We start from the raw sequence: 22506 nt of genomic DNA, 5'->3' as shown, positions 1-22506 counted from the left end.
ATCCGCTGTCGCGCAACACACTCCGGACCGTCCAGTCCGAATGGCGACCCGCCGGGCGACCTGGGTCGCCCGGCGGCCGTCACCGTCGCACACACCGTCATGCGCTCCCGGCCGGGGCCGGATAGACACACCGGGCGCGAACCGCCCGACATGCTATCCGGCACGTCATCGACACGCCGAAGCCCAAGTGCGGCAACACTTTAGACAGTGACCGAGCAACCTTCCAGCCGACCCTGCGATCGGCGACTCGGCCACCATCACAGCAAACATTCAGCGTTCACTGACCGAGCAGGATCCGCATCGTCAAGATCGCCGCCTGCTCCTGCCACCTCGCGTACGCGGTCGGGAATGCCGAACCCTGCGTGGTCTGCGCCGCCTGCCACAGCGGCACCGACGCGTAGTCGGGCACCTTCCGCTCGAGCACGTCCAGGAACGTGTTGGTGGCATAGACCGGATCGGTCAACTGTTCAGGCCTGCCCCAACCGGCCGACGGCCGCTGCTGGAACAGTCCGAGCGAGTCGTAGTCGACCGCCTCGGTGAGATTGCGCAGCGTCGACTCCTGCAGCGCGGTGGCCAGCGCGATCACCGCGGCGATCGCGGGCATATGCCGCTGCCGGACGACTTCGACTATGCGCCTTGCGTTTTCGAACTGTTCCGGACTCGGATCGAGCCGCATCTGCGGACCGTCCAGCCCGGCGAGCAACTGAGCGGGCGTCACGCTCAGGTACGGGTCGATCGCCTGGGCGATCGGCGCGGCGCTGATCGGCGGGCTCGCCGACGGCGCGGGCACCAGCGTGCGTGGCACGTCGGGCAGGTCGAGCGGCCACTCCTCGACGGTCACCTCGGGCGGCTCGGCGGCCGCGGAATTCGCCGGAAATATGGCGATCGCGCAGCCGATCACAGCGGAGAGAATCAGGTTCATTCGAATCGACATTGCATTCCCATGCATTCTCGACAGGCGCCGACGACCCAGCTCGCGTCCACCTTCCCCGCGCACGCGAAACAGGCCCGGCGAATTATTGGGGAGACTCGCCAACCAATCGCGAGTCGCGGCATGGCCGTATATCCGGCCCTACGAGATCACATTCCGAAAAACATCGGGGTCACTCGTTCGTCATGGGGCATATTCGATCACACCGGATTCGGATTCAACGACATTTCACACCCCGGCGTGTCGCCGATCACAACACGGTGGTTTACCAATTGATCATCGCGTCTACCAGGCAGAATGCGTTACAAGTAAATGATTCCGCGAATATCTAATTCATCCGGTAATAACGGCGATTCCATAAATCGGCGGACAGATGTACCCGATAGCCGCACCGGACGGGCAGCTCATACAACACCGCCGCGGATACATGACTTACCGAGACACGGTCGCCATACGAGCGCACGGCGGCCGAAATCGCGCGCCGGTGCGCGCACGCATCGGATCGGAGTTCCATGGCTCGATCATCGAGTGGCGAACGCCGGCGAACAACCCCCGAAGCCCCGAATGTGGATAACTCGGGGCTGTGGAGAACTCCGAATCCCGATTCGGCACACCGGTATTCGGATCACTGCGCGGGCAGGTCCGGAATCCGGGTGGCCCGCACGTATACCGTCTCGCCATCCGAGAGCCGCAGCGCCTCCGCGTCACCGCGCGTCACCTGCGCCGCGAACAGATCCCCCGTCGCGGCATTGCGCAGTTCCACCCGCACCTCGAAGCCGAGATGCACCACCCGCTCCACCGTCGCCCGGGTGACGCCGGCGGATTCCGCGGTCCCCTCGTGCGCGGCCAGCGCCATACCGGGATCGCGCCCGACCCGGATATCGTGCGGCCGCACCAGATGCCCGTTCAACCGGGCCACCGCGCCGAGGAAGGACATCACGAATTCGTTCGCGGGCCGGTCGTAAACATCCTCCGGCGTGCCGACCTGTTCGATCCGGCCCCGGTTCATCACCGCGATCCGGTCGGCGACATCGAGCGCCTCCTCCTGATCGTGGGTGACCAGCACGGTGGTCACATGGACCTCCTCGTGCAGCCTGCGCAGCCAGGTCCGCAGATCGGCGCGGACCTTGGCGTCCAGCGCGCCGAACGGCTCGTCCAGCAGCAGCACCTGCGGATCCACCGCGAGCGCGCGGGCCAGCGCCATGCGCTGACGTTGACCGCCGGACAGCTGCGCCGGATACCGGTGCTGGAAACCGTCCAGCCCCACGATGCCGAGCAGTTCGTCCACCCGCCTGGCGATCTCGGCCTTTGGCCGCTTGCGGATCTTCAGACCGAAGGCGACGTTGTCGCGCACCGTCATATGTTTGAACGCGGCGTAGTGCTGGAAGACGAAGCCGATATCGCGCTTCTGCGGCGGCACCCCGGTGACATCGCGGTCGCCGATCACGACGACTCCGGCGTCGAGGGTCTCCAGTCCGGCGATGGCGCGCAGCAGCGTCGACTTACCGGATCCGGACGGGCCCAGCAGTGCGGTGAGCGCGCCGGACGGGATGTCGATCGAGACGTCGTCGAGCGCGGCGAAGCTGCCGTAGCGCTTCTTCGCACCCGAGACCGAGATCATGTTCTTGGTGTCGACCGAGGTCATTTGGTCGCTCGCTTACGTTCGAGGAGGGTCATCAGCAGCAGGGTCACCAGGGCCAGCCCCATCAACAGGGTGGCCGCGCTGTACGCGCCGAAAGTGTTGTGGTCGTTGATGTATCGGTTGTGCACCAGCAGGGTGAGGGTCAGCGATTTACCGGGCAGCGCCGAGGAAACCATGATCACCGCACCGAATTCGCCGAGTGCGCGGGCCACCGTGAGCACGATGCCGTAGGTCAGGCCCCAGCGGATGGCGGGCAAGGTGATCCGCCAGAACGTCTGCCAGCGCGACGCGCCGAGCGTGGCCGCGGCCTGTTCCTGATCGTCGCCGATCTCGTGCAGCACCGGTTCTACCTCGCGCACCACGAACGGCAGCGTCACGAAGATGGTGGCGATCACCATGCCGGGCAGATTGAAGATGACCTTGATGCCGAGATCTTCCAGACCGCCGAACCAACCGTCGACGCCCCACAGCAGGATCAGCGCGACACCGACCACCACCGGCGACACCGCGAACGGCAGATCGACGATGCCCTGAACCAGGTTGCGGCCCGGGAACTTTCCGCGCACCAATGCGATCGCGGTGACAATACCGAAGATCACGTTCACCGGCACCGTGATCGCGACGATGAGCAGCGAGAGCTGGAACGCCGAGATGGCGGCGGGCGTGCTGATCGAATCGACGAACGCGCCGATCCCCTTCTCGAAGGTGCGCCACAGGATGATGATCAGCGGAAGCAGCAACAGTACGAACAAGTAAGCCAGCGCTACTGTCCGCAGTGAAACTCTAGTCAGCGCAGAAAGTTTCATCCTCGCTCTCCCCTCGGAGCCACGCCACGCAGATCGGGGAAGCGGAGCGCCCCCGATCTCGGAACAACTCCTGGTACGCACGACGAAAGCCGAGCGCCAGCGAGGTGTCGTCGTGCGTACCCCACTGTCCGCAATGAAATACGGGTCAGCGCAGAGAGTTTCAACGGGTGGCCTGCTCTTTCCTGGCGGACCGCTCGGCGAGCAGCCGCAGCACCAGCAGCGTCACGAACGAGATGACAAGTAGCGCAACCGAAACCGCGGCCGCGTTGACCGGCCGGTCGATCTCGATCTGCTTCTGGATGTACTGCGAGGCCATCTCGGTCTTGCGCGGGATATTGCCGCCGATCAGCACCACCGAACCGTATTCGCCGATGGCGCGGGCGAATGCGAGGCCGCCGCCGCTGATGATCGATGGCGCGAGCGTCGGTAATACGATGCGGCGGAAGGTAGTCCAGTTGTCGGCGCCCAACGACAGCGCCGCCTGTTCGACCTCCTTGTCCGCCTCGATCAGCACCGGCTGCACCGAGCGCACAACGAACGGCAGCGTCACGAACGCCAGCGCGACGACCAGACCCGGCTGCGTCGCGCTGAGATGGATATCGATCGGGCTCTGCGGGCCGTAGAGCGCGAGCAGCACGATGCTGGCCACGATCGTCGGCAGCGCGAACGGCAGATCGATCAGCGCGTTGACGATCCCCTTGCCGGGAAACCGGTCACGCACCAGCACCCAGGCGACGAGGGTGCCCATCACTACGTTCACCAGCGCGACGATCACCGAGACCAGCACGGTGATCCGCAGCGCGTCCACCGCGGCGGGCGCGCTGATCGCGGCCCAGAATCCGGACCAGCCCTCGTCGAACGAGGTGACGGTCAGCGCGGCGAGCGGCAGCAGCACGATGACGCTGAGCCACAGCACCGCGGTCGCGATGCCGAGCGGGCCGACCGAACCGGTCACCCGCAGCCAGGACCAACGCCTGCGCGAAGGTGCCACCGACCCGCCGAGACCCGGATCGTCCCCGGTCTCGGTGTCAATACGGTCTGTCACTGTCATGAGTATTCCGGGTGCGCTCTGGATTACCGGTTTACTTCGTCGCCTTGTCGTAGATCACCGCGACCGAGCCGGTGTTCGGGGTGAACAGCTCCTTGTCCACCGTCTTCCAGCCGCCGAGATCGGCGATGGTCCACAGCTTCTGCGGCGCCGGGAAATCCTTGGCGTAGTCGGCCGTCACCTGCGGGTCGACCGGGCGGAATCCGGCAGCGGCCCAAGCCTTCTGGCCCGCGGGCGTGAACAGGAAGTCTTTGAACGCCACCGCCTTCTCCGCATTCTTGCTGTTCTTCAACACCGCGACCGGGTTCTCGATCTTGAAGGTGGTGGGCGGGAGAAGGTGTTCCAGTTTGTCGCCGTTGCGCTCGGAGAAGATGGCCTCGTTCTCGTAGCTGATCAGCACGTCACCGGTGCCCTGCAGGAAGGTTTCGGTGGCCTCGCGGCCCGATTTCGGCTGCACCTTCACATGGTCCTTGGTGATCAGCTTGCTCAGGTAGTCCAGTCCGGCCTGCGGATTCTTACCGCCCTCCGACTTGGCCGCGTACGGCGCCAACAGATTCCACTTTGCCGAACCGGAGCTGAACGGGTTCGGGGTGACCACCTCGACACCCGGCTTCAGCAGGTCGTCCCAGTCCTTGATGCCCTTCGGATTGCCGGGCCGCACCGCGAGCACCACCACCGAGGTGAACGGAATTCCCTTGGTGGCGTCGGCATTCCAGCTCGAATCCACCAGGCCCGCGTCGACCAGGCGGGTGATGTCGGGTTCGACGGAGAAGCTCACCACATCGGCGTCGGCGCCGTCCTTCACCTTGCGTGACTGATCGCCGGACGCGCCATAGGACTGCTGGATCTGGACGCCCTTGCCCTTCTCGGACTTGTTGAACTCCGGAATCACCTTGTCGAAGCCGGGTTTCGGCACCGAATAGGCGTAGAGGTTGAGGGTGCCGCCGCTCTTGTCGCCGCTGCCGCCGCCGACGGTGTCGCTGGCTCCGCCGCCGCATGCGGTGAGGACGACCGCCGCGAGCGCGGTGACGGCGACGGCGGCGTACCGGCGCGGAGCGAGCCAAGATTTGCGAGACATCGGCTGGTGCCCTTCCTGCGGGATCACCGTCGCCGCCGGGACGGGCGGACGGTGACGAAAAAATGATGATGATCGGTAGACCCACCGCACTGACAGCGCGGCGGCGGCGCGACTACGACCCGGAGGGCCGCCGGTGGGTACGTCTGCGAAGGTGCGCGCCAGTCTACGGGGCAGGGACGCGCGGACGTACCGTCGCCACTCAGCGACAGAGAATATCCGCGACGGCGAGATCCCCGACCGCGATCAACGCCAGTTCATGGCGGACCTGCGGGACGGAACTCGAAGACACGGGCAGACTGTAGCAGAGCAGATACGACGAATTCGAATCAGTCGAATTCGATCACTGTGAATTAATCCGCGACAACGGGGGTTTTACCTATGACGACAAGTCCGGACCGGATCCGCACCCGCTTTCCCGGCATCAGCACACGGGCCTGGGAGCATCCGGCCGACCGCACGGCGCTGGTGACACTGCGCACGCTCAGCGGTTTCGACACCATCCTGCGCACACTGTCGGGGCTGTTCCAGGAACGCCAGCACCGGCTGCTCTACCTGGCCACCGCCGTCAGGGTGGACGAGCGGCAGTTCCGCTCGCTGCACCAGCTGCGCCAGGACTGCGTCGAAATCCTGGACACCACAACGGTTCCCGAGATGTTCGTGATGCAGGATCCGACCGTCAACGCGTTCACCATCGGCATGGACCGACCGTTCATCGTGTTGACCACCGGTTTGATCGATTTGATGGACACCGAGGAGCTGCGTTTCGTCGTCGGGCACGAGCTCGGGCACGCGCTGTCCGGGCACGCCGTGTACCGCACCATGCTCATGCACCTGCTGCGGATTTCGTCCAGCATCGGCTGGATGCCGGTGGGCGGCTGGGCGATACGCGCGATCGTCGCCGCGCTGATGGAATGGAGCCGCAAATCCGAGCTGTCCGGCGACCGGGCCGGGCTGCTGTGCGGCCAGGACGTCGACGCGTCGGTGCGGGTGCATATGAAGACGGCGGGCGGCACCTGGATCAAGGAGATGGATCACGGCGCGTTCCTGATGCAGGCCGACGATTACGAGCGCTCCGGCGATCTGCGCGACGGCCTGCTGAAGCTGCTGAACCTGGAGTTGCAGTCGCATCCGTTCTCGGTGCTGCGGGCCGCCGAACTGCGCAGCTGGATCCAGTCCGGCGAGTACGGGCGGATGCTCGACGGCAACTACCCGCGCCGCGAGCAGGACCGCGACATCCGGATCGGCGACGAGATCAAGGAGGCGGCGCGCGTCTACAAGCAGAACTTCGACCAGTCCGAGGATCCGCTGATCAAGACCGTGCGCAACCTGGGCCACGATTTCGGAGCGGCGGTGAATACGGTCGGGCAGGAGGTCAACGACGTCGTATCGAAGGTCGGCAGGGCCTTCACCGACTGGCGCGGCGGCGGCGACCGCTGATCAGCGGGTGATCAGCCAGGCGACGATCACCAGCACCAGCAGGGCGACAAGGGCGAGCTGAACGCGGGACCGAGGCATCAGCGCGCCCCGCTCTGCACCACGGTGCGCGCCTCGGTCTCCGCGGGCGGCGGCAACGGCTCTTCCACCGGCGCCGCCAGGCGCGACCCGAGCGATCGGCGTCGCGCCAGCTCGCGGCGGACCGCCACCCGGTCCCGGCCGAGCAGATGCAGCGCGGCGCGCAGCGAACGGTCGAGGGTGTATGCGATGGCGAAGCTCACCGGCGCCATGCCGAGCAGCACCACCAGAAATTGCGGGATGAAGGGCAGACCCGCAACCCACAGCTCGACGCCGTCCCACCAACCCGCAATGCTGTGCACGAAGCCCAGCCTAGTACGCACAGCCGGCGGAGCCGACCTCAGACCGCGCATGGCCGGAGCGAATGCGGAGGTACGCCTGGTACGACGCCGCCGGCGCAGCCGACCTCAGCCTGCGCAGGGCCGAGTGCGGCAGTTTGGTTGTGGACGTCGGGCCCGTACCGACAGATCATGTGTCCATGGCGTACACGGACGACTACGACGTCGACGAACCGAAGGATCTGCCGATCCTCAGCCCGCTCACCGATATCCAGGGGCAGGCGCTCTATCCCCCGATCGATGACTACGCCTTCCTGTCCGACTGCGAGACGAACTGCCTGATCGCCAGCAATGGCGCGGTCGAGTGGATGTGCGTGCCGCGCCCCGACTCCCCCAGCGTTTTCGGCGCGATGCTGGACCGCAGCGCGGGTCATTTCCGGATCGGCCCGTACGGCGTCAACGTGCCTGCCGCGCGCCGCTACCTGCCCGGCGGCATGATCCTGGAGACCACCTGGCAGACCGAGACCGGCTGGCTGATCGTGCGCGACGCGCTGGTGCTCGGCCCATGGCACAACAACGATCAGCGCAGCCGCACCCACCGCCGCACCCCGATGGACTGGGATGCCGAGCACCTGCTGCTGCGCACGGTCAAATGCGTGAACGGCACGGTCGAACTCGAGATGAGCTGCGAACCGGCCTTCGACTACCATCGGGCCGGGGCGCGCTGGCAGTACACCGGCAAGGTGTACGAGGAGGCGACGGCGGTCTGCGCGGGCGATCCGTCGACCTGTCCGACGCTGGTGCTCACCACCGATTTGCGACTCGGCCTGGAGGGCCGGGAGGCGCGGGCGCGCACCAGGATGCAGGAGGGCGACGAGGTTTTCGTCGCGCTCACCTGGTCCGAGCTGCCGGCACCGCGCACGTATGAGGATGCGGCGCAAAAGATGTGGCAGACCACCGAATATTGGCGGCAGTGGGTGACGCTCGGCAATTTCCCGGATCACCCGTGGCGCGGCTACTTACAGCGCAGCGCGCTCACCCTGAAAGGGCTCACCTACGCGCCCACCGGCGCACTGCTCGCCGCCGCGACCACCTCGTTACCGGAAACCCCTGCCGGCGAACGCAATTGGGATTACCGCTACACCTGGGTGCGCGACTCCAGCTTCGCGCTGTGGGGCCTGTACACGTTGGGGCTCGACCGCGAGGCCGACGATTTCTTCGCCTTCCTCAACGACGCGACCACCGATGAGAACGGCGATGCCGTTCCGCTGCAAGTGCTTTACGGTATCGGCGGCGAACGCGACATCACCGAGACCACCCTCGACAACCTCGGCGGCTACGACCAGGCCCGCCCGGTGCGCATCGGCAACGGCGCGTACAACCAGGACCAGCACGACATTTGGGGCACCATGCTCGACGCGGTGTACCTGCACGTGAAGTCCCGGCAGCAGGTGCCGGAGACGCTGTGGCCACTGCTGGAACGCCAGGTGCACGCGGCGATCGCGAAATGGCGCGAACCCGACCGCGGCATCTGGGAGGTGCGCGGCGAGCCACAGCATTTCACCTCGTCGAAGGTGATGTGCTGGGTGGCGCTGGACCGCGGTGCGAAACTCGCCGAACTGCACGGCCAGATCGAGCGGGCCACCGAGTGGTACGCCATCGCCGACGAGATCAAGGCCGACATCCTGACCAACGGCGTGACCGGCACCGGCGTGTTCACCCAGACCTATGGCGGCGAAACCCTCGATGCGTCACTGCTTTTGGTGGTACTGGTGCGGTTCCTGCCACCCGACGACCACCGGGTGCGCGCCACCGTGCTCTCCATCGCGGACCGGCTCACCGAGAACGGCCTGGTGCTGCGCTACCGCACCGAAACCACCGACGACGGGCTCTCCGGAGCGGAAGGCTCCTTCACCATCTGTTCGTTCTGGCTGGTGTCGGCGCTGGTGGAAATCGGTGAGCTGCAACGGGCCAAGCATCTGTGCGAGCGGCTGCTCGGCTACGCGAGCCCGCTGCAGCTGTACGCCGAGGAGATCGATTCGCGCAGCGGACGCCACCTCGGCAACTTCCCGCAGGCCTTCACGCATCTGGCGCTGATCAACGCGGTCACCCATGTGATCAGGGCCGAGGAGTCGCGCGACGCCGGGCAGTTCCAGCCCGCGCACGGGCCGTCCGGGCACTGAAAACGCAAGCGGCCCGGTCACATTCGACCGGGCCGCGCTGGATTCCGAAATATCAACCGGCGCCGGTCAATTTGTCGGCGTGCGCGCGCAGCGCCTGCAGACGACCCAGCTGCGCCTCGAATTCGACGGACCGATCCTTGCCGTTGTCACCGTATTTGGCGTAGGCCTCCTCCGCGGCCCGCAGCGACTCGTCGGCGCCGCGCAGCACATCGGTCGCCACCTCGGTGAAATGGTCGCGCAGCGCACGCTGCATGGCGCGCAAGCGATTCCGCGATTCCTTGCCGACCTGGAAGATGACGTCGTCCATCAGACGCGACACCGCGACCTTCGCCTCGGCGCGACGGCGCTGCTTGCGCGACCGGCGCACCTCCCACAGCGCGTTCACGCCGAGCAGCACGCCCGCACCCACCGAATACCAGTTCACCAGCGACATTTTCAGCAAGCTGGTGACCAGACCGACCATCAGTATGCCGCCGTAGGAACCGCGCAGCGCGGACAGGAACTGTTCGGTGACACCGGCTTTCGCGCTCTCCAGCGGCTCCAGCGGCTGCACCGGCTCCAGCACCTCGCCGGGATTGCTCAGGCGCAGGTCCGGTGACGGCGGATTGCGGTGGTCCGCAGGGAATTTCGCGGCCACCTGATCGCACAGCTCCACCGACCGGTAGTGCGCCATGACGAAATTCTCCTCGACCGCCTCGGCGATCTTGGCGTCGAGATCGACGCCGAAATCCTTCCAGCGCCGAGCCGGATCGATCTTGCCGATCTCGATTTCGGTCTCCCGCACGATATTTCGCAGCCGATGCCGCAGATCATGCTCGACATCGGCCATCAGCTCCGTCGCGCCGTCCATCAGCGTGACCTGCCAGCTCGCGGTGCGCTGACGCAGCTGGTCGGCCTCGTCGCGGGCGGCGACCAGTCGCTGGGTGAGCTCGTTGCGGCGGCGCGGGTTGCGCAACCCGTCCGCCTCGGCGCGCAGCGTCTGCGCCAACTGGTCCGCGACGAGCCGGATATCGTGCACCGCGGCATCCAACGCGACCGCGTCGGCGCGGGCGACGACGTAATCGCGCAGATGGTCGATCAGCTGCGGCACACCGGATTCGATATCGCGCTGATAGTTACCCGCCGCGTCGGCCTGCCGGTGCAGCAGCGCCGAAACCGGCGCCACCGCGAAACCCAGACCCGACGCGTCCAGCAGATCGCGGTTGCGCTGCTGGATATGCGACCACTGCGGGTATAGGTCGATCTTGTTGAGCACGCAGATCACCGTCGGGCAGACCTGCTCGATCCGGCGCAGATAACCGATCTGCTCATGGGTCAGCTCGGTGCCCGCGTCGGCGACGTAGAGCACGACATCGGCGGCCGCGATCATCGACCAGGTGGTGTTGTCCTGGGTGTGCCCGCCTGGGGCGTCCATCACCACGATGCCGTCGGCGAGCAGTCGGCTCGGCTCGGTGAACTCGGCCCGGATCACGCCCTCCGCGGCCAGCGCCGGACCCGGATTCAGCGGGTCGACCGGCTGGCGTTCGGTGCGTCCCGGTGCGACCGCGCGCACCAGGGTCGCGGTCGATTCCGGACCGTATTCGACGATCACCGGCACGCTCAACGCGCTGTCGGTGGCGCTGACCTCGGCCCGCACCAGGCTGTTCACCAGGGTGCTCATGCCGTTCTTGGCATCGCCGACGACCACGAGCCGCACCCGCGGATCGCTCACCCTGGCCCGGACCATTGCGAGGCGGCCGCCGAGGTCGTCGCGACCGGCGGATCGGGTCATCTCCCGCAGCTCGTCGAGAATCCGGATGACCGGGGCCATCGCGTCCGGATGTTTCACCGTCGCGGCCTTCATCCCGGCAGCGGCAGACAACCCGCCTCCTTACTCTGGTTCACTCGCACTAGCAACGACGCCCCCCTTTACTACCACCCCCCTGATCGGATCAGATCAGCCCGATACCGTCCGTGGGCATCAGGTGGTGTGCGTCGGTGAGGGTCGCATCGGGCAGCACATGCGCCGAAAGGTGGTGTGTCGTGCCCGAGAGCGGGCCACCCATCAGCGCGGACTGGTCGTATGACGGCACGTCCGCGACCGGCAGCACATGCACCGCGCCGTGATCGGCCACCGGGAAGATCGCACCGTTGTCGCCCGAGATCGGATGCGGCTGCGCGTACGGCGTCGGCACCGGCTGGATCGGGGTGACCGGCACCGGATGCGGATTCACCGACGGCACCGTATGCCCCGGATCGACGGCGGTCGGCGGCTTGATCGGCACCGTACTCGGCACCGGGACCGGCACATGCGTCGGCGGCTGGACCGGGACGGTCACCGGAACCGTCGGTTCGGTGGGGACGGTCGGCCCGCCGTGCGTCGGGACCGGCGGCTGCGTGGTCGGCACCGATGGCAAGGTGCCGCCGGTTCCGGTACCCGTACCCGTACCGGGTTCGTCACCGGTCGAGGTGCCGGGGCGAGTGGTCGGCACGGTGCCCGACGAGTTCGGCACCGTTGGTTTGACGATGCCGCCGTCCGTGCCGGTGGGCGGGATCGTCGGAATCGGGACGACCGGGGTGCTCACGCCGCCCGGCACATGCGTGGGAACGGTCACGTCGGAACCGGGCACCTTGGTCGGCACCACCGGCGGTACGACCGCGCCGGTCGGCGGGACGACGGTGGACGAGATGGGGCTCGGCTTGACCGGATCGACCACCGGGTGATCCACCGGCTTGACCGGCACCGGCCGAGTGGGCTCGAACAGCGCGGGCACGACCGCGGCGGGCGCGGTCAGCGGCGACGGACCCGTATGCACGCCAACGACATTCGCGATCGGGGTGTGCGCGACATCCGGCTGGATGGTGGTCTGCAACGGGGTGGTCACCACCGGCTGCGCGACGCTCGCGACCGGCGCGGGCGCCGGGGCCGTGGGGATCGGCGCCGTGGTGGCCAGCGGTTGCGCGACCGGTTGAGTCGTGGCCAGTTGGGTCGGGGCCTGGGGAGCTACCGGCTGCGCGAACGTCTGCGCGACCGGCTGCGGCTGCGCCAAACCCGGCGACTGCGCCAAATTCGGGGACTGGGTGCCCGCGACCGAGGTGGCGGGCGCGGTCGAGGAGATGCCGGTGGGCGCGGAACTTCCGGAGCTCACCCCGAAACCCTGATTGCCCTGCTGATCCAGGCCGGATCGGGAGGTGCCGTCCGGAACATGCAGGCCGCTGCCGAGGTAGTCGGTGAAATGATCGAGCTGGTCGCCGACCTTGCCCGCACCGACATCGACCTTCATCTCGGAGTGCACGTAGACGCCGTCGAGGCCGACGTGCACATCGAATTTCGTCTCGGTACCGAGGAAGAGGCCGACACCGTCACTGTGACCGACGCCGTCGAACGGGCCGCCGTCGTTGACGGGCTGCGTGCCGGGGATCTCGAACGGATTCGAACCACCGGTGAACCCAGTGGTGTCCGGAATACCGAAGCCGTGATCGCCGCCGAGGCCGTGCCCGGGCAGACCGAAACCGCCCGGCTGGTTGAACGCGCTGCCGCCGAAATCGGGCAGACCGAAACCGCCCGAATGGGCGCCGGGAATCGTGAAACCGTTCGACTCGTCGACCATCGCATCCGCGGCCTCGTCGGACGTGCCGGGCAGGGCCATACCGGACGACGGATGGCTGCCGGGGATATGCATACCGCCCGGGTATTCATATGCGTGCGTGCCGGGGATGCTCATGCCCGAGTTGTCGGGAACAGGGTCGGCGCCCGGAATCGGCAGTCCGGCGTCGGTGCCCGTACCGTCGAAGCCCGGCAGCGGAAGACCGGACGCGCCATGGCCGACACCGGTCTGGCCCGGCAGGGCGAAGCCGTCGTGCTCGCGCGATACCTGCTGGTTGGGCGAATGGTGGGAGGGCGGGGTGTAGTCGGGTGCGGGATCCGGGAAGGTCACCGTCGGGCTCGGCCCGGGATCGGGATCGCCGCCGTGCACCCAGCCGGTATTCCAGCTGTCCAACCGGGAGGAACCCGGCGGCTGCGGATGTCCGGCGCCCGCGGAGGCCACCAGGGCGCCGCCGGTGACGATCGCACCGGCCCGCGCCACCCGGGCGACGCCGGTCGCTACCCGGTACGCGGTGTCGCCCGCCTGCTCGCCGGCCTCGGTGTCGTCGTCGAAGGGCAGGTCACGCGTCATCGAAACTCACTCTCGTCAATCCAGCATCCTCACACGCCGGGTCGACCGAGTGAAGATCACCTAAAACGATATCCGGAAAACCCAACCAACACAGTCCCGGGGCAAACCTTGCCAGCCGTGAAACCAGAACGGAAGCCCCCTATTCACTGGCCTTCCGTACCGGGCCTGGCCCGGTTATCTCCCCATGATCGCGGAGTGATCCCCGCCGGGGCGGTCCGTTCCGTCCGGAACTAAGAGTTCTCTAATAAACACTCAACGAGCGGTGAAGATCCGCTTCCTACCGTCGAACTGGCCGACCGCCCGGCCGGCGACTATCGACGCGAAGGAGCAATCAAATGAAGGCAACCACCCGACGCAGACGCCTCGGCACCGTCCTCGCCGGAGTCGGATTGTCCGCCGCCGCCATCGCGCTCGCCACCGGCAGTGCCGCAGCCGAGCCACCGGTTTCCGCGGGACCTCGGGTGATGGTGAATCCGGAAGGCTCCGGCGGGCCGACGCTGACGCAGATCACCCCGCAGGACGCCGTCCCGGCCCAGGTCGGCCCGTCGGGGCAGGTACCCGAATTGACCTGTGTGCTCCCGACCGCGCCCGGCGACCCGAGCGTCACCACCTACCGATGCGACCGTCCCGGTATCGAGGTCCGCCCTGCCATCCCCTCGGACGCCGTCCCCGCTCGACCCGCCGCCCCACTGCCGAGCGGAAGTGCGGGCTTCTGACACACCGCCGGCCGTAGGGTGACGCCATGACCGGTCATCGGATCCTGGTCGTCGACGACGAGGTTCGCGTGCTGACCTCGCTGCGGCGCGGGCTGGAACTGTCCGACTTCGAGGTCGTCACGGCGGGTGACGGGGCGCAGGCGCTGACCATGGTGCGCAATACCGCGCCCGACGCGATGGTGCTCGACGTCAACATGCCCGTACTCGACGGTGTCGGGGTGGTCACCGCACTGCGCGCGATGGGCAACGACATCCCGATCTGTGTGCTGAGCGCGCGCACCGCGGTCAGCGATCGGATCGCCTGCCTGGAGCGCGGCGCGGACGACTACCTCACCAAACCCTTCGATCTCGGCGAGCTCGTCGCCCGGCTGCGCGCCCTGCTGCGCCGCCGGGCGGCCGCGCCGGAACGCCCCGCCGAACTGCGGCGGGTCGGCGAGGTGCAGATCGACCTGGCCGGACACCGGGTGCTGGCCTGCGGCGCGCCGGTAGAACTGACCAAACGGGAATTCGAGGTGCTCGCGTTGCTCGCCGAGAACGCGGGCATCGTGCTCAGCCGCGAGCAAATCCTTTCCGCCGTATGGGGTTACGACTTTGCCACCGATACCAATGTGGTCGACGTCTTCGTCTCATATCTGCGGCGCAAATTGGAGGCGCCGGGCGCGGGCCGGGTGGTGCACACGGTGCGCGGCGTCGGATTCGTCCTGCGGGAGCAGCCATGACCGGAATACTGGCCGAACGTCCGTCGAGTTCGGATCGGCGGCACCTTCGAAAGACGGCCCGGCCGCCGCACCGGCGGGAACGTCGCTCGCCATCGCTGCGGACCCGGGTCGCGCTGGTGTCCGGAGCCGTTGCCGCGCTGGTGGCGCTGACATTGGGCATCACCTATACCGCGCTGCTCGGTGCGGCCGGGTCGCGTCAGCTCGACGACACCCTTTCCTCGCTCGGGGTCACCATCGCGGGGCCTCGGCAAGGTGTTCCGGCGCAACCTCTTTCGCCGGATGTCGCCGGATCGCTGGCCAAGACCGGGACGCCGTTCGCCACCGCGCAACCGAATCCGGGTTCGCCGCATGTGGGTAACGCGCCGACGCAACCGGACCAGGCGCCGTCGCAGCCCGGTAACGCACCGGCGCCACCGAATCCCGCGACGCCGCAGCCGAATCCTGGATCGCCGAACGAAGGTAGCCCGCCGCCTCCATCGGATCACGCACCATCGCAGACGAAACCCGCCGCACCGCAAGTGAATCAGGCGCCTGAGCCGCGAGACGAGCGGCAGGTCACCGTTCCCCGGGACGAGACGCTGGCCAAAGTGGACGGGCTGCCCGGCGTCACGGTCGCGCTCAACCCCGACCGCGACCGGGTCGACGCAGCGGTGCGGAACAGCCAATTGATCGGTGTCGCAATAGGAGTCGCGGGCGTCGCGCTGGCGGCGCTGCTCGGCTGGCTGCTCGCGGGCTACGCGGCCCAACCGCTGCGCAGGCTCGCCACCGCCACCCATGGCATCGACACCCTCGATGAGCTGCCGCCGCTGTCCGGCCGCGGCGCCCGCGAGGCGGAGGAACTCTCCGACGCCATCACCAGGATGCTGGCCCGCCTGGAGTCCGCGCACACCGCGACAACTCGCGCACTGGCCGGCGCCCGGGATTTCGCCGCGGTCTGCGCACATGAGCTGCGCACCCCGCTCACGGCCCTGCGCACCGATCTACAAGTGTTGGCCACCAAGGACATTCCCACCGAACAGCGCCACGCCATCATGTCGGACGTCCTACTTGCCGAACAGCAGATCGAGACCACACTAACCGATCTGGAGCGCCTGGCCGTCGGCGAACTCACCGAATCCGACGCCTTCGAAACCTTCGAACTCTGCGAAACCCTGGACCGCGCGGTGCAGGACGCCCAGCGTCGGCATCCGGATACGCATATCGAACTCACCAGCTGCACCCCGGTAACCGTCACCGGGCTGCCCGGCGGAATCATGCTCATCGTCACCAACGCCGTCGCCAACGCCGTTCAACACGGTAAGGCCCGAAATATCAGCGTCACAGCCGATTCCACCGGCGACACGGTCGAGCTGCTGATCGACGACGACGGCACCGGCATCCCGGAACCCTTGCGCCGCAAAGCCTTCGACCGTTTCGTCAAAAGCCCCGGCTCCCCCGGTTCCGGCCTCGGCCTCGCCCTCATCCGCCAACAAGCCGAACTCCACTCGGGCACAGCCGAACTCAACGAAAGTCCATCAGGCGGCACCCGCCTGCGGGTGCGTCTCGACACCGGAGTTCGACTCAGTCGATCCAGTTCTTGAGCGGCTCGGTGTCGAGTGTGACACCCACAGGCTCGGGCAATGCCACTTCCAGTCCGAAGGCATAGCGGTGCACATCCTGATACCGTCCGGCGCTCGGCTGGCTGTGTACGACAACCTCGGCTGAATCGCGATCGATCAGTAGGTAGATCGGAATGCTCGCGTCCGCGTAAGCGATCGGCTTCTCGCATCGATCCCGTCGATTGCTGTCGGAGTCAGGTGAGGTGACTTCCACAACCATCACGGCCTGATCCGCAGACGCCCATTCGCCAGCGCCGACAAAAGCATCCGGTGGGGCAAGTACGCCATCCGGTCGCGCCCGACCCCTGCGGTATGCCCCCACAGCGAGGCCTTGCCCGGCGATATGCAGGAACAAGGCCGGATGCAACGGCATCAGCGTCATCAACAGCCAGTTGAGGATCCGATTGTGATCACCGTCCGGCACTCCCTTGACCCCCAATTTTCCGTCGATGAACTCGACGAGCACACCCTCGGTCTCTCGTTCGACTGCACGAGCGATCGACTCGAACTCGGTGGTGAGGATCCGCCCCTCTTCTACCGCAGTCATCGCCCGTCTCCTTGGTTGCTCGTCACCAGCCAACGGAATCCTGCCTTATGCGTCGCGCCTATAACGCATTATCGCGCGATTCGCCGAGGGATGCCGGACCGAAGAACTTCACTTCTTGTCCTTCGGCTTATCCGACTGCGCGTCGGAGGACAGCGCGGCGACGAAGGCCTCCTGCGGGACATCGACCCGGCCGATGGTCTTCATCCGCTTCTTGCCCTCCTTCTGCTTTTCCAGCAGTTTGCGTTTGCGGCTGATGTCACCGCCGTAGCACTTGGCGAGCACATCCTTGCGGATGGCCCGAATGTTTTCGCGGGCAATGATTTTCGAGCCGATGGCGGCCTGGATGGGCACCTCGAACTGCTGGCGCGGGATGAGCTCGCGCAGTTTGGTGGTCATCTTGTGGCCGTAGGCCTGGGCGGCGTCCTTGTGCACGATCGCGCTGAACGCGTCCACCGCCTCACCCTGCAACAGGATGTCCACCTTCACCAGCTGCGATTCCTGCTCGCCCGCCTCCTCGTAGTCGAGCGAGGCGTAGCCGCGGGTGCGCGATTTCAGCGAGTCGAAGAAGTCGAAGATGATCTCGGCCATCGGCATGGTGTAGCGCAGCTCCACCCGGGTGTCGGACAGGTAGTCCATGCCGCCGAGTTCACCGCGGCGCGACTGACACAGCTCCATGATCGAGCCGATGAATTCGCTCGGCGAGATGACGGTGCACTTGACGATCGGCTCGAATACGCTGCGCGTCTTGCCTTCCGGCCAGTACGACGGGTTCGTGACGATATGTTCGGTGCCGTCCTCCATCTCCACCCGGTACACCACGTTGGGCGCGGTGGAGATGAGGTCGAGATCGAATTCGCGCTGCAGCCGCTCGCGGGTGATCTCCATATGTAGCAGTCCGAGGAAGCCGCAGCGGAAGCCGAAGCCGAGCGCCACCGACGTTTCCGGGGTGTAGCTGAGGGCGGCGTCGTTGAGCTGCAACTTTTCCAGCGCGTCGCGCAGGTCCGGGTAGTCGGAGCCGTCCACCGGGTACAGGCCCGAGTAGACCATGGGCCGCGGTTCCCGGTAGCCGGTGAGCGGTTCGGTGGCGCCGCCGCGCGCGTGCGTCACGGTGTCGCCGACCTTCGACTGGCGCACATCCTTCACGCCGGTGATCAGATAGCCCACCTCGCCGACGCCGAGACCGCTCGTCGGCTTGGGTTCCGGTGAGACGATGCCGATTTCCAGCAGTTCGTGGGTGGCGCCGGTGGACATCATCTTGATCTTCTCGCGCGGGGTGAGCTTGCCGTCCACCACGCGGACATAGGTGACGACACCGCGGTAGGTGTCGTACACCGAGTCGAAAATCATTGCGCGCGCGGGCGCGTCGGCATCGCCGACGGGCGGCGGCACCTGCCGGATCACCTCGTTCAGCAGTTCCGGGACGCCGACGCCGGTCTTACCGGAGACGCGCAGCACCTCCGACGGATCGCAGCCGACGATGTGCGCGAGCTCGGCGGCGTAGCGGTCCGGGTCGGCGGCGGGCAGGTCGATCTTGTTCAGCACCGGGATGATCGTCAGATCCTTGTCCAGCGCCAGGTACAGGTTGGCCAGCGTCTGCGCCTCGATCCCCTGCGCCGCGTCGACCAGCAGGACCGCGCCCTCGCAGGCCTCCAGCGCACGCGACACCTCATAGGTGAAGTCGACGTGGCCGGGCGTGTCGATGAGGTGCATGACGTAGTCGGTGCCGTCGACCTGCCACGGCAGCCGCACATTCTGCGCCTTGATGGTGATGCCGCGTTCGCGTTCGATATCCATCCGGTCCAGGTACTGGGCGCGCATAGCCCGCTCCTCGACCACACCGGTGAGCTGCAACATCCGATCGGCCAGCGTCGATTTGCCGTGGTCGATATGTGCGATGATGCAAAAGTTCCGGATCCGGGACGGATCGGTGAACGTCGTGTCGGCGAAGCTGGGGGCCACGGGACTCCTGGTTGATGTCGGAAACTGCGCACCATATCGTCCCATGGCCCGCGACCCCGCCCGGCCCCAGGTATTGCGCCACGCCCGCCGACAAGCGGATTCGCACCCCGGCCAGGCTCGGCAGCCGGCCACCGATCACACCGGGCCATAGCATTGCCTCATGCCTGTGGCGGGTATCGAACAGCTCGAACTTCCCGAGTTCATGACCTGGGATAGGCCCTCGAGGTCGGTCACGGAAGTCTGGCCGACGGAGTCACACCGCTGCGGCCGGTGATATACCGCCAAGTCGGAGAGTGGGAGCCGACGGCCGAGGGTGGCCCGACGATCGACTTCCCCTTTCCTATCCGGATCGATTGGGGCGGAATTGGCGTTCTGAGCGTCACCGTGACGTCGGTTACACCTGCTTCGCCGAGCGACCATGATGCCCCGGCCAGCACTGGTACGGCTGGCTGGAGAACCGCGCATCGCGGTTCGGCCCGAAGGACCCTCGAGACAAGCCATATCGCGAACCGACCGCCGAAATCACGGCCCACGAATCACCGATTGACCGGGGAGTTCAGCAAATTCGCAGCGGTCGGATCCGAAATCCGGCTCGGGTGAAGGTTTCTCGGCGCGCGGTTATTCTCCGAAGATGGCCCGAAGTTGGAACTCACTCGGCAAACAGCTAGGTCTCCTTGCGAAGGAGCAGGGGCCCAGACTCGTTCGCCAGCAGGGACCGCGACTGGTCGACAAGCTGGTCGGGACGCTGGCCCAGCGCCGCCCTTCGGGGGTGGCGGTGCGTCCGGCGGCCTCGACGCCGGTGCCGACCGGGGAGCGGGCCCGCCAGATCGTGTACGCGCCGCACCTGGACGGGCGGGCCGATCCGGGCGAGATCGTCTGGACCTGGGTGCCGTTCGAGGAGGATCCGCACAACGGCAAGGACCGCCCGGTGCTGGTGGTGGGGCGCGAGCGCCGCACGCTGCTCGGGCTCATGCTGTCGTCGAATCCGGAACGCGCATACGATCGCAACTGGATCGGAATCGGCAGGGGCAGTTGGGATCCCGACGGCAGGCCGAGCTGGGTCCGGTTGGACCGGGTGCTCGACGTGCCGGAGGCGGGCATCCGCCGGGAGGGCGCCATCCTGGCGCGCAAGACATTCGACCTGGTGGCCCACCGGCTCTGCGCCGAATACGCCTGGCACTGAAGACAATCGGAGATTTCATGAATCGGGTGCTCGGGCCGACCAAGGTGGCCATGCTGATCACCGATATCGGCTTCCTGCTGTACTGGGCCGCCGCCTTCGCCCGGCTGATCCCACCGGATCTGGCCTACAAGGATTACACCAACCCGATTCTCAGCGACTGGAATTTCTCGTTCGTCGCACTCGATCTGGCCGCCAGCGCAACGGGTTTGGCGAGCCTGTGCCGGGTGTCCGGATCACGGACGCTGATGACGGTGTCGCTGACGCTGACGAGCACCGCAGGACTGCAGGCGATCGCGTTCTGGGCGCTGCGCGGCGATTTCAGCGTGCTGTGGTGGGTGCCCAACCTCTTCCTGCTGCTGTTCCCGCTGCCCGCCCTGGTGACGTTGACCTGCACGGCAACGCCACCGGGCCGCACCGCCGACTGAAATCGCCCCGCGCACAACACCGTTCAGGACACCAGCGGCCGCGATCGGCCGAACAGCATCCCATAGAGGAGCGCGCCGAGCGCCCCGCCGATCACCGGGAACACCACGAACGCCCACACCTGCCCCATAGCTCCGTCCTGATAGGGCGCGACGCCGAGACTGCGGGCCGGATTCACCGAGGTGTTGTCGACCGGAATGGAGACCAGGTGGATCACGGCCAGGGTGACGCCGATCGACAACCCGGCCAGCGGCACGTCCGACAGCTGATCGGTCGAGGCCAGCACCACGAACACCAGCAGCGCGGTGAGCATCACCTCGACGATGATCATCGCCGCCATCCCGTAACCGTCCGCGACCACCACCTGGCCCAGTGGACCGGTCTCCGCCGACGGGCTGTGCCTGCCCCAGCCGTTCGCGCCGAGACCGTTCACCGCGCGATCGTAGGACGGCAGGTTCTTCGCCAGCGCGAACAGCACGATGCCGGCCAGGAACGCGCCGATCAGCTGCGCGATCACATAGCCGGCCGCGGTGAGCCCGGAAATCCGGCCGAGCAGCAACTGACCCACGGTGACAGCCGGATTCACGTGACAGCCCGAGATCGGCCCGATCGCGTAGACGAGGAACATCAGTGTCAGCCCGAAGGCCAGCGCGGTACCGAGCGCGCCGACCCGCTGGCCGGCCAGCACCGCAGTGCCGACGCCGCCGATGACCAGTACGAAGGTGCCCAACGCCTCGGCCGCCCACTTCTTGGACTCCGAAGTCGGCGCGTTCTCGGTTACTTCCTCGACCACTTCCTGAGCCGTTGGAGACATCGATCCACCTTCCGACGCGGTTGCTGAACGCAGAACTGCCTGACGAGATGGGGTATCGCAGTCCGGACGCTACGCGAGGCGGGTGATCTCCACAACGACCTCGAGGTCTGTCGAGCCGCCGCCCGAGAAAATGCCCTTCAGCGGCGGCACATCGGCGTAATCCCGTCCGACGCCGACCGAGACGTGCTGTTCGTTGACGGCGATATTGTTGGTCGGGTCGTAGCCCCACCAGAGTCCGGTCCATGCCTCGATCCAGGCATGCGACTGGCCCGCCACCGGCGCGCCGATCTCGGCCACCGGATTCGGGTGCAGATATCCGGAGACGTAGCGGCTGGGAATCCCCATGCCGCGCAACAGGACCAGGGTCAGATGCGCGTAATCCTGGCACACCCCTTCACGTTCCGCGTACGCCTGCACCGCCGAGGTGTGCACGGAGGTGGTGCCCGGGATGTAGTCCATCGTGTCGTGCACCCATTGCGCCGCCGCCACAACGGCTTGCGCCGGTGACAGTTCGCGGGCGAACCGCTCGGCGACGGCGGCGAGCTTACGATCGCGCGGGACATACGTTGTGGGCGCGAGCATTTCGTCGAAGCGGTCGGCGATCTGGCTGCTGCGCAAGGCCGCCCAGTCCAGTTCCTCGCCGGGGTCGCCGAACGGTTCGGTCTCCACCACCGATGAACCGGTGACCTCCAATTCGGTATGCGGCGCATGCAGATCGAAGGCGGTGACGGCGGTGCCCCAGTAGTCGGTGTAGCGGTAGGAGCGGGTGGACGGAACGGTTTCCACCCGGTTCAGGATGACGTTCTGCCTGCTGTCGGCGCGCGGGGTGAGCCGAGCCTCGTTGAACGAGCGGGTGACCGGTGCGTCGTACACGTATCCGGTGGTGTGCACCACCCTGATCCGCCAGCTCAC

At 66.8% G+C, this 22506-nt stretch carries 20 protein-coding genes; 7 read left to right on the top strand and 13 right to left on the bottom strand.

Translation table 11 applies throughout. The features are described 5' to 3' along the window. Window positions 1-277: 277 nt before the first annotated feature. The 6 genes from F5544_RS12145 to F5544_RS47305 form a co-directional block, all read right to left on the bottom strand. Entirely contained in the window at window positions 278-922 is a 645-nt protein-coding gene (locus tag F5544_RS12145; RefSeq protein ID WP_167473288.1) for a hypothetical protein, read from the bottom strand. Window positions 923-1556: 634 nt separating this feature from the next. Then, window positions 1557-2552, bottom strand: a complete 996-nt coding sequence (locus tag F5544_RS12140) for a sulfate/molybdate ABC transporter ATP-binding protein (protein WP_167479137.1) — start codon at window positions 2550-2552, stop codon at window positions 1557-1559. Window positions 2553-2572: 20 nt separating this feature from the next. Continuing rightward, window positions 2573-3379, bottom strand: a complete 807-nt coding sequence (gene cysW, locus F5544_RS12135; RefSeq protein WP_167473287.1) for a sulfate ABC transporter permease subunit CysW — start codon at window positions 3377-3379, stop codon at window positions 2573-2575. A gap of 160 nt (window positions 3380-3539) precedes the next feature. Then, a complete protein-coding gene (cysT, locus tag F5544_RS12130) occupies window positions 3540-4430 on the bottom strand; it encodes a sulfate ABC transporter permease subunit CysT (RefSeq protein ID WP_167473286.1) in 891 nt (296 codons plus the stop codon). A 31-nt stretch (window positions 4431-4461) separates the two neighbouring features. After that, window positions 4462-5505 (bottom strand): sulfate ABC transporter substrate-binding protein, encoded by a 1044-nt coding sequence (locus F5544_RS12125; RefSeq protein WP_167473285.1) that lies wholly within the window; start codon window positions 5503-5505, stop codon window positions 4462-4464. Window positions 5506-5704: 199 nt separating this feature from the next. Further along, a complete protein-coding gene (locus F5544_RS47305) occupies window positions 5705-5794 on the bottom strand; it encodes an Ms4533A family Cys-rich leader peptide (RefSeq protein WP_342760417.1) in 90 nt (29 codons plus the stop codon). Window positions 5795-5883: 89 nt separating this feature from the next. On the opposite strand from F5544_RS47305, the gene F5544_RS12120 reads away from it, so the two are divergent. Further along, window positions 5884-6942 (top strand): M48 family metallopeptidase, encoded by a 1059-nt coding sequence (locus tag F5544_RS12120; protein ID WP_167473284.1) that lies wholly within the window; start codon window positions 5884-5886, stop codon window positions 6940-6942. 77 nt (window positions 6943-7019) lie between these two features. Here F5544_RS12120 and F5544_RS12115 read toward each other — a convergent pair whose 3' ends face one another. Continuing rightward, complete coding sequence (locus tag F5544_RS12115) at window positions 7020-7319, bottom strand: hypothetical protein (RefSeq protein ID WP_167473283.1); 300 nt, start codon at window positions 7317-7319, stop codon at window positions 7020-7022. 176 nt (window positions 7320-7495) lie between these two features. Here F5544_RS12115 and F5544_RS12110 point away from each other — a divergent pair, with 176 nt between their 5' ends. Next, window positions 7496-9478, top strand: a complete 1983-nt coding sequence (locus F5544_RS12110; RefSeq protein ID WP_167473282.1) for a glycoside hydrolase family 15 protein — start codon at window positions 7496-7498, stop codon at window positions 9476-9478. A gap of 52 nt (window positions 9479-9530) precedes the next feature. On the opposite strand, the gene F5544_RS12105 is transcribed toward F5544_RS12110, so the two are convergent. Then, window positions 9531-11339 carry a dynamin family protein gene (locus F5544_RS12105; RefSeq protein ID WP_167473281.1) on the bottom strand — a complete coding sequence of 603 codons (1809 nt, stop codon included), beginning with the start codon at window positions 11337-11339 and terminating at the stop codon, window positions 9531-9533. A 70-nt stretch (window positions 11340-11409) separates the two neighbouring features. Beyond that, a complete protein-coding gene (locus F5544_RS12100; RefSeq protein ID WP_167473280.1) occupies window positions 11410-13635 on the bottom strand; it encodes a hypothetical protein in 2226 nt (741 codons plus the stop codon). A gap of 335 nt (window positions 13636-13970) precedes the next feature. Between F5544_RS12100 and F5544_RS12095 the strand changes: the two genes are divergently transcribed. Genes F5544_RS12095 through F5544_RS12085 form a run of 3 tightly spaced genes read left to right on the top strand, consistent with a single transcriptional unit; the run spans window position 13971 to window position 16650 of the window. Further along, window positions 13971-14351: a hypothetical protein gene (locus F5544_RS12095; RefSeq protein WP_167473279.1), complete on the top strand. Its 381-nt coding sequence runs from the start codon at window positions 13971-13973 to the stop codon at window positions 14349-14351. A gap of 26 nt (window positions 14352-14377) precedes the next feature. Further along, the gene (locus F5544_RS12090) at window positions 14378-15070 is read left to right on the top strand and encodes a response regulator transcription factor (protein WP_167473278.1); all 693 of its coding nucleotides are present in this window, start codon (window positions 14378-14380) and stop codon (window positions 15068-15070) included. Continuing rightward, complete coding sequence (locus tag F5544_RS12085; protein ID WP_167473277.1) at window positions 15067-16650, top strand: sensor histidine kinase; 1584 nt, start codon at window positions 15067-15069, stop codon at window positions 16648-16650. The genes F5544_RS12090 and F5544_RS12085 overlap by 4 nt, the downstream gene beginning before the upstream one ends. On the opposite strand, the gene F5544_RS12080 is transcribed toward F5544_RS12085, so the two are convergent. Next, window positions 16631-17215 (bottom strand): Uma2 family endonuclease, encoded by a 585-nt coding sequence (locus F5544_RS12080; protein WP_167473276.1) that lies wholly within the window; start codon window positions 17213-17215, stop codon window positions 16631-16633. The two genes, F5544_RS12085 and F5544_RS12080, sit on opposite strands and share 20 nt — an antisense overlap. A gap of 108 nt (window positions 17216-17323) precedes the next feature. Continuing rightward, window positions 17324-19219, bottom strand: coding sequence for a translation elongation factor 4 (gene lepA, locus F5544_RS12075; protein WP_167473275.1), 1896 nt, complete (start codon window positions 19217-19219; stop codon window positions 17324-17326). Window positions 19220-19805: 586 nt separating this feature from the next. Between lepA and F5544_RS12070 the strand changes: the two genes are divergently transcribed. Beyond that, window positions 19806-20357 (top strand): type II toxin-antitoxin system PemK/MazF family toxin, encoded by a 552-nt coding sequence (locus tag F5544_RS12070; protein WP_167473274.1) that lies wholly within the window; start codon window positions 19806-19808, stop codon window positions 20355-20357. Window positions 20358-20374: 17 nt separating this feature from the next. Next, entirely contained in the window at window positions 20375-20782 is a 408-nt protein-coding gene (locus F5544_RS12065; RefSeq protein ID WP_167473273.1) for a DUF5360 family protein, read from the top strand. Window positions 20783-20805: 23 nt separating this feature from the next. Here the strand turns inward: F5544_RS12065 and F5544_RS12060 are convergent, their stop codons facing one another. Together F5544_RS12060 and F5544_RS12055 are read right to left on the bottom strand one after the other, a co-directional pair. Further along, window positions 20806-21594: an aquaporin gene (locus tag F5544_RS12060; protein ID WP_167473272.1), complete on the bottom strand. Its 789-nt coding sequence runs from the start codon at window positions 21592-21594 to the stop codon at window positions 20806-20808. Between the two features lie 69 nt (window positions 21595-21663). Next, on the bottom strand, window positions 21664-22506 hold the full coding sequence (locus tag F5544_RS12055) for a transglutaminase family protein (protein WP_174867318.1): 843 nt from the start codon (window positions 22504-22506) through the stop codon (window positions 21664-21666).

This window comes from Nocardia arthritidis (assembly GCF_011801145.1).
Classification (GTDB): domain Bacteria; phylum Actinomycetota; class Actinomycetes; order Mycobacteriales; family Mycobacteriaceae; genus Nocardia; species Nocardia arthritidis_A.
The sequence above is the reverse complement of the archived record's forward strand: the minus strand, read 5'-3'. Positions and strand labels throughout refer to the sequence as shown.

Coding starts and splice junctions, on each gene's coding strand:
- F5544_RS12080 (WP_167473276.1), bottom strand. CDS start 17,215: ATGACTGCGGTAGAAGAGGGGCGGATCCTCACCACCGAGTTCGAGTCG.
- cysW (WP_167473287.1), bottom strand. CDS start 3,379: ATGAAACTTTCTGCGCTGACTAGAGTTTCACTGCGGACAGTAGCGCTG.
- F5544_RS12085 (WP_167473277.1), top strand. CDS start 15,067: ATGACCGGAATACTGGCCGAACGTCCGTCGAGTTCGGATCGGCGGCAC.
- lepA (WP_167473275.1), bottom strand. CDS start 19,219: ATGGGACGATATGGTGCGCAGTTTCCGACATCAACCAGGAGTCCCGTG.
- F5544_RS12090 (WP_167473278.1), top strand. CDS start 14,378: ATGACCGGTCATCGGATCCTGGTCGTCGACGACGAGGTTCGCGTGCTG.
- F5544_RS12140 (WP_167479137.1), bottom strand. CDS start 2,552: ATGATCTCGGTCTCGGGTGCGAAGAAGCGCTACGGCAGCTTCGCCGCG.
- F5544_RS12100 (WP_167473280.1), bottom strand. CDS start 13,635: ATGACGCGTGACCTGCCCTTCGACGACGACACCGAGGCCGGCGAGCAG.
- F5544_RS12070 (WP_167473274.1), top strand. CDS start 19,806: ATGGCCCGAAGTTGGAACTCACTCGGCAAACAGCTAGGTCTCCTTGCG.
- F5544_RS12120 (WP_167473284.1), top strand. CDS start 5,884: ATGACGACAAGTCCGGACCGGATCCGCACCCGCTTTCCCGGCATCAGC.
- F5544_RS12145 (WP_167473288.1), bottom strand. CDS start 922: ATGAACCTGATTCTCTCCGCTGTGATCGGCTGCGCGATCGCCATATTT.
- F5544_RS12125 (WP_167473285.1), bottom strand. CDS start 5,505: ATGTCTCGCAAATCTTGGCTCGCTCCGCGCCGGTACGCCGCCGTCGCC.
- F5544_RS12110 (WP_167473282.1), top strand. CDS start 7,496: ATGGCGTACACGGACGACTACGACGTCGACGAACCGAAGGATCTGCCG.
- F5544_RS12065 (WP_167473273.1), top strand. CDS start 20,375: ATGAATCGGGTGCTCGGGCCGACCAAGGTGGCCATGCTGATCACCGAT.
- F5544_RS12060 (WP_167473272.1), bottom strand. CDS start 21,594: ATGTCTCCAACGGCTCAGGAAGTGGTCGAGGAAGTAACCGAGAACGCG.
- cysT (WP_167473286.1), bottom strand. CDS start 4,430: ATGACAGTGACAGACCGTATTGACACCGAGACCGGGGACGATCCGGGT.
- F5544_RS12095 (WP_167473279.1), top strand. CDS start 13,971: ATGAAGGCAACCACCCGACGCAGACGCCTCGGCACCGTCCTCGCCGGA.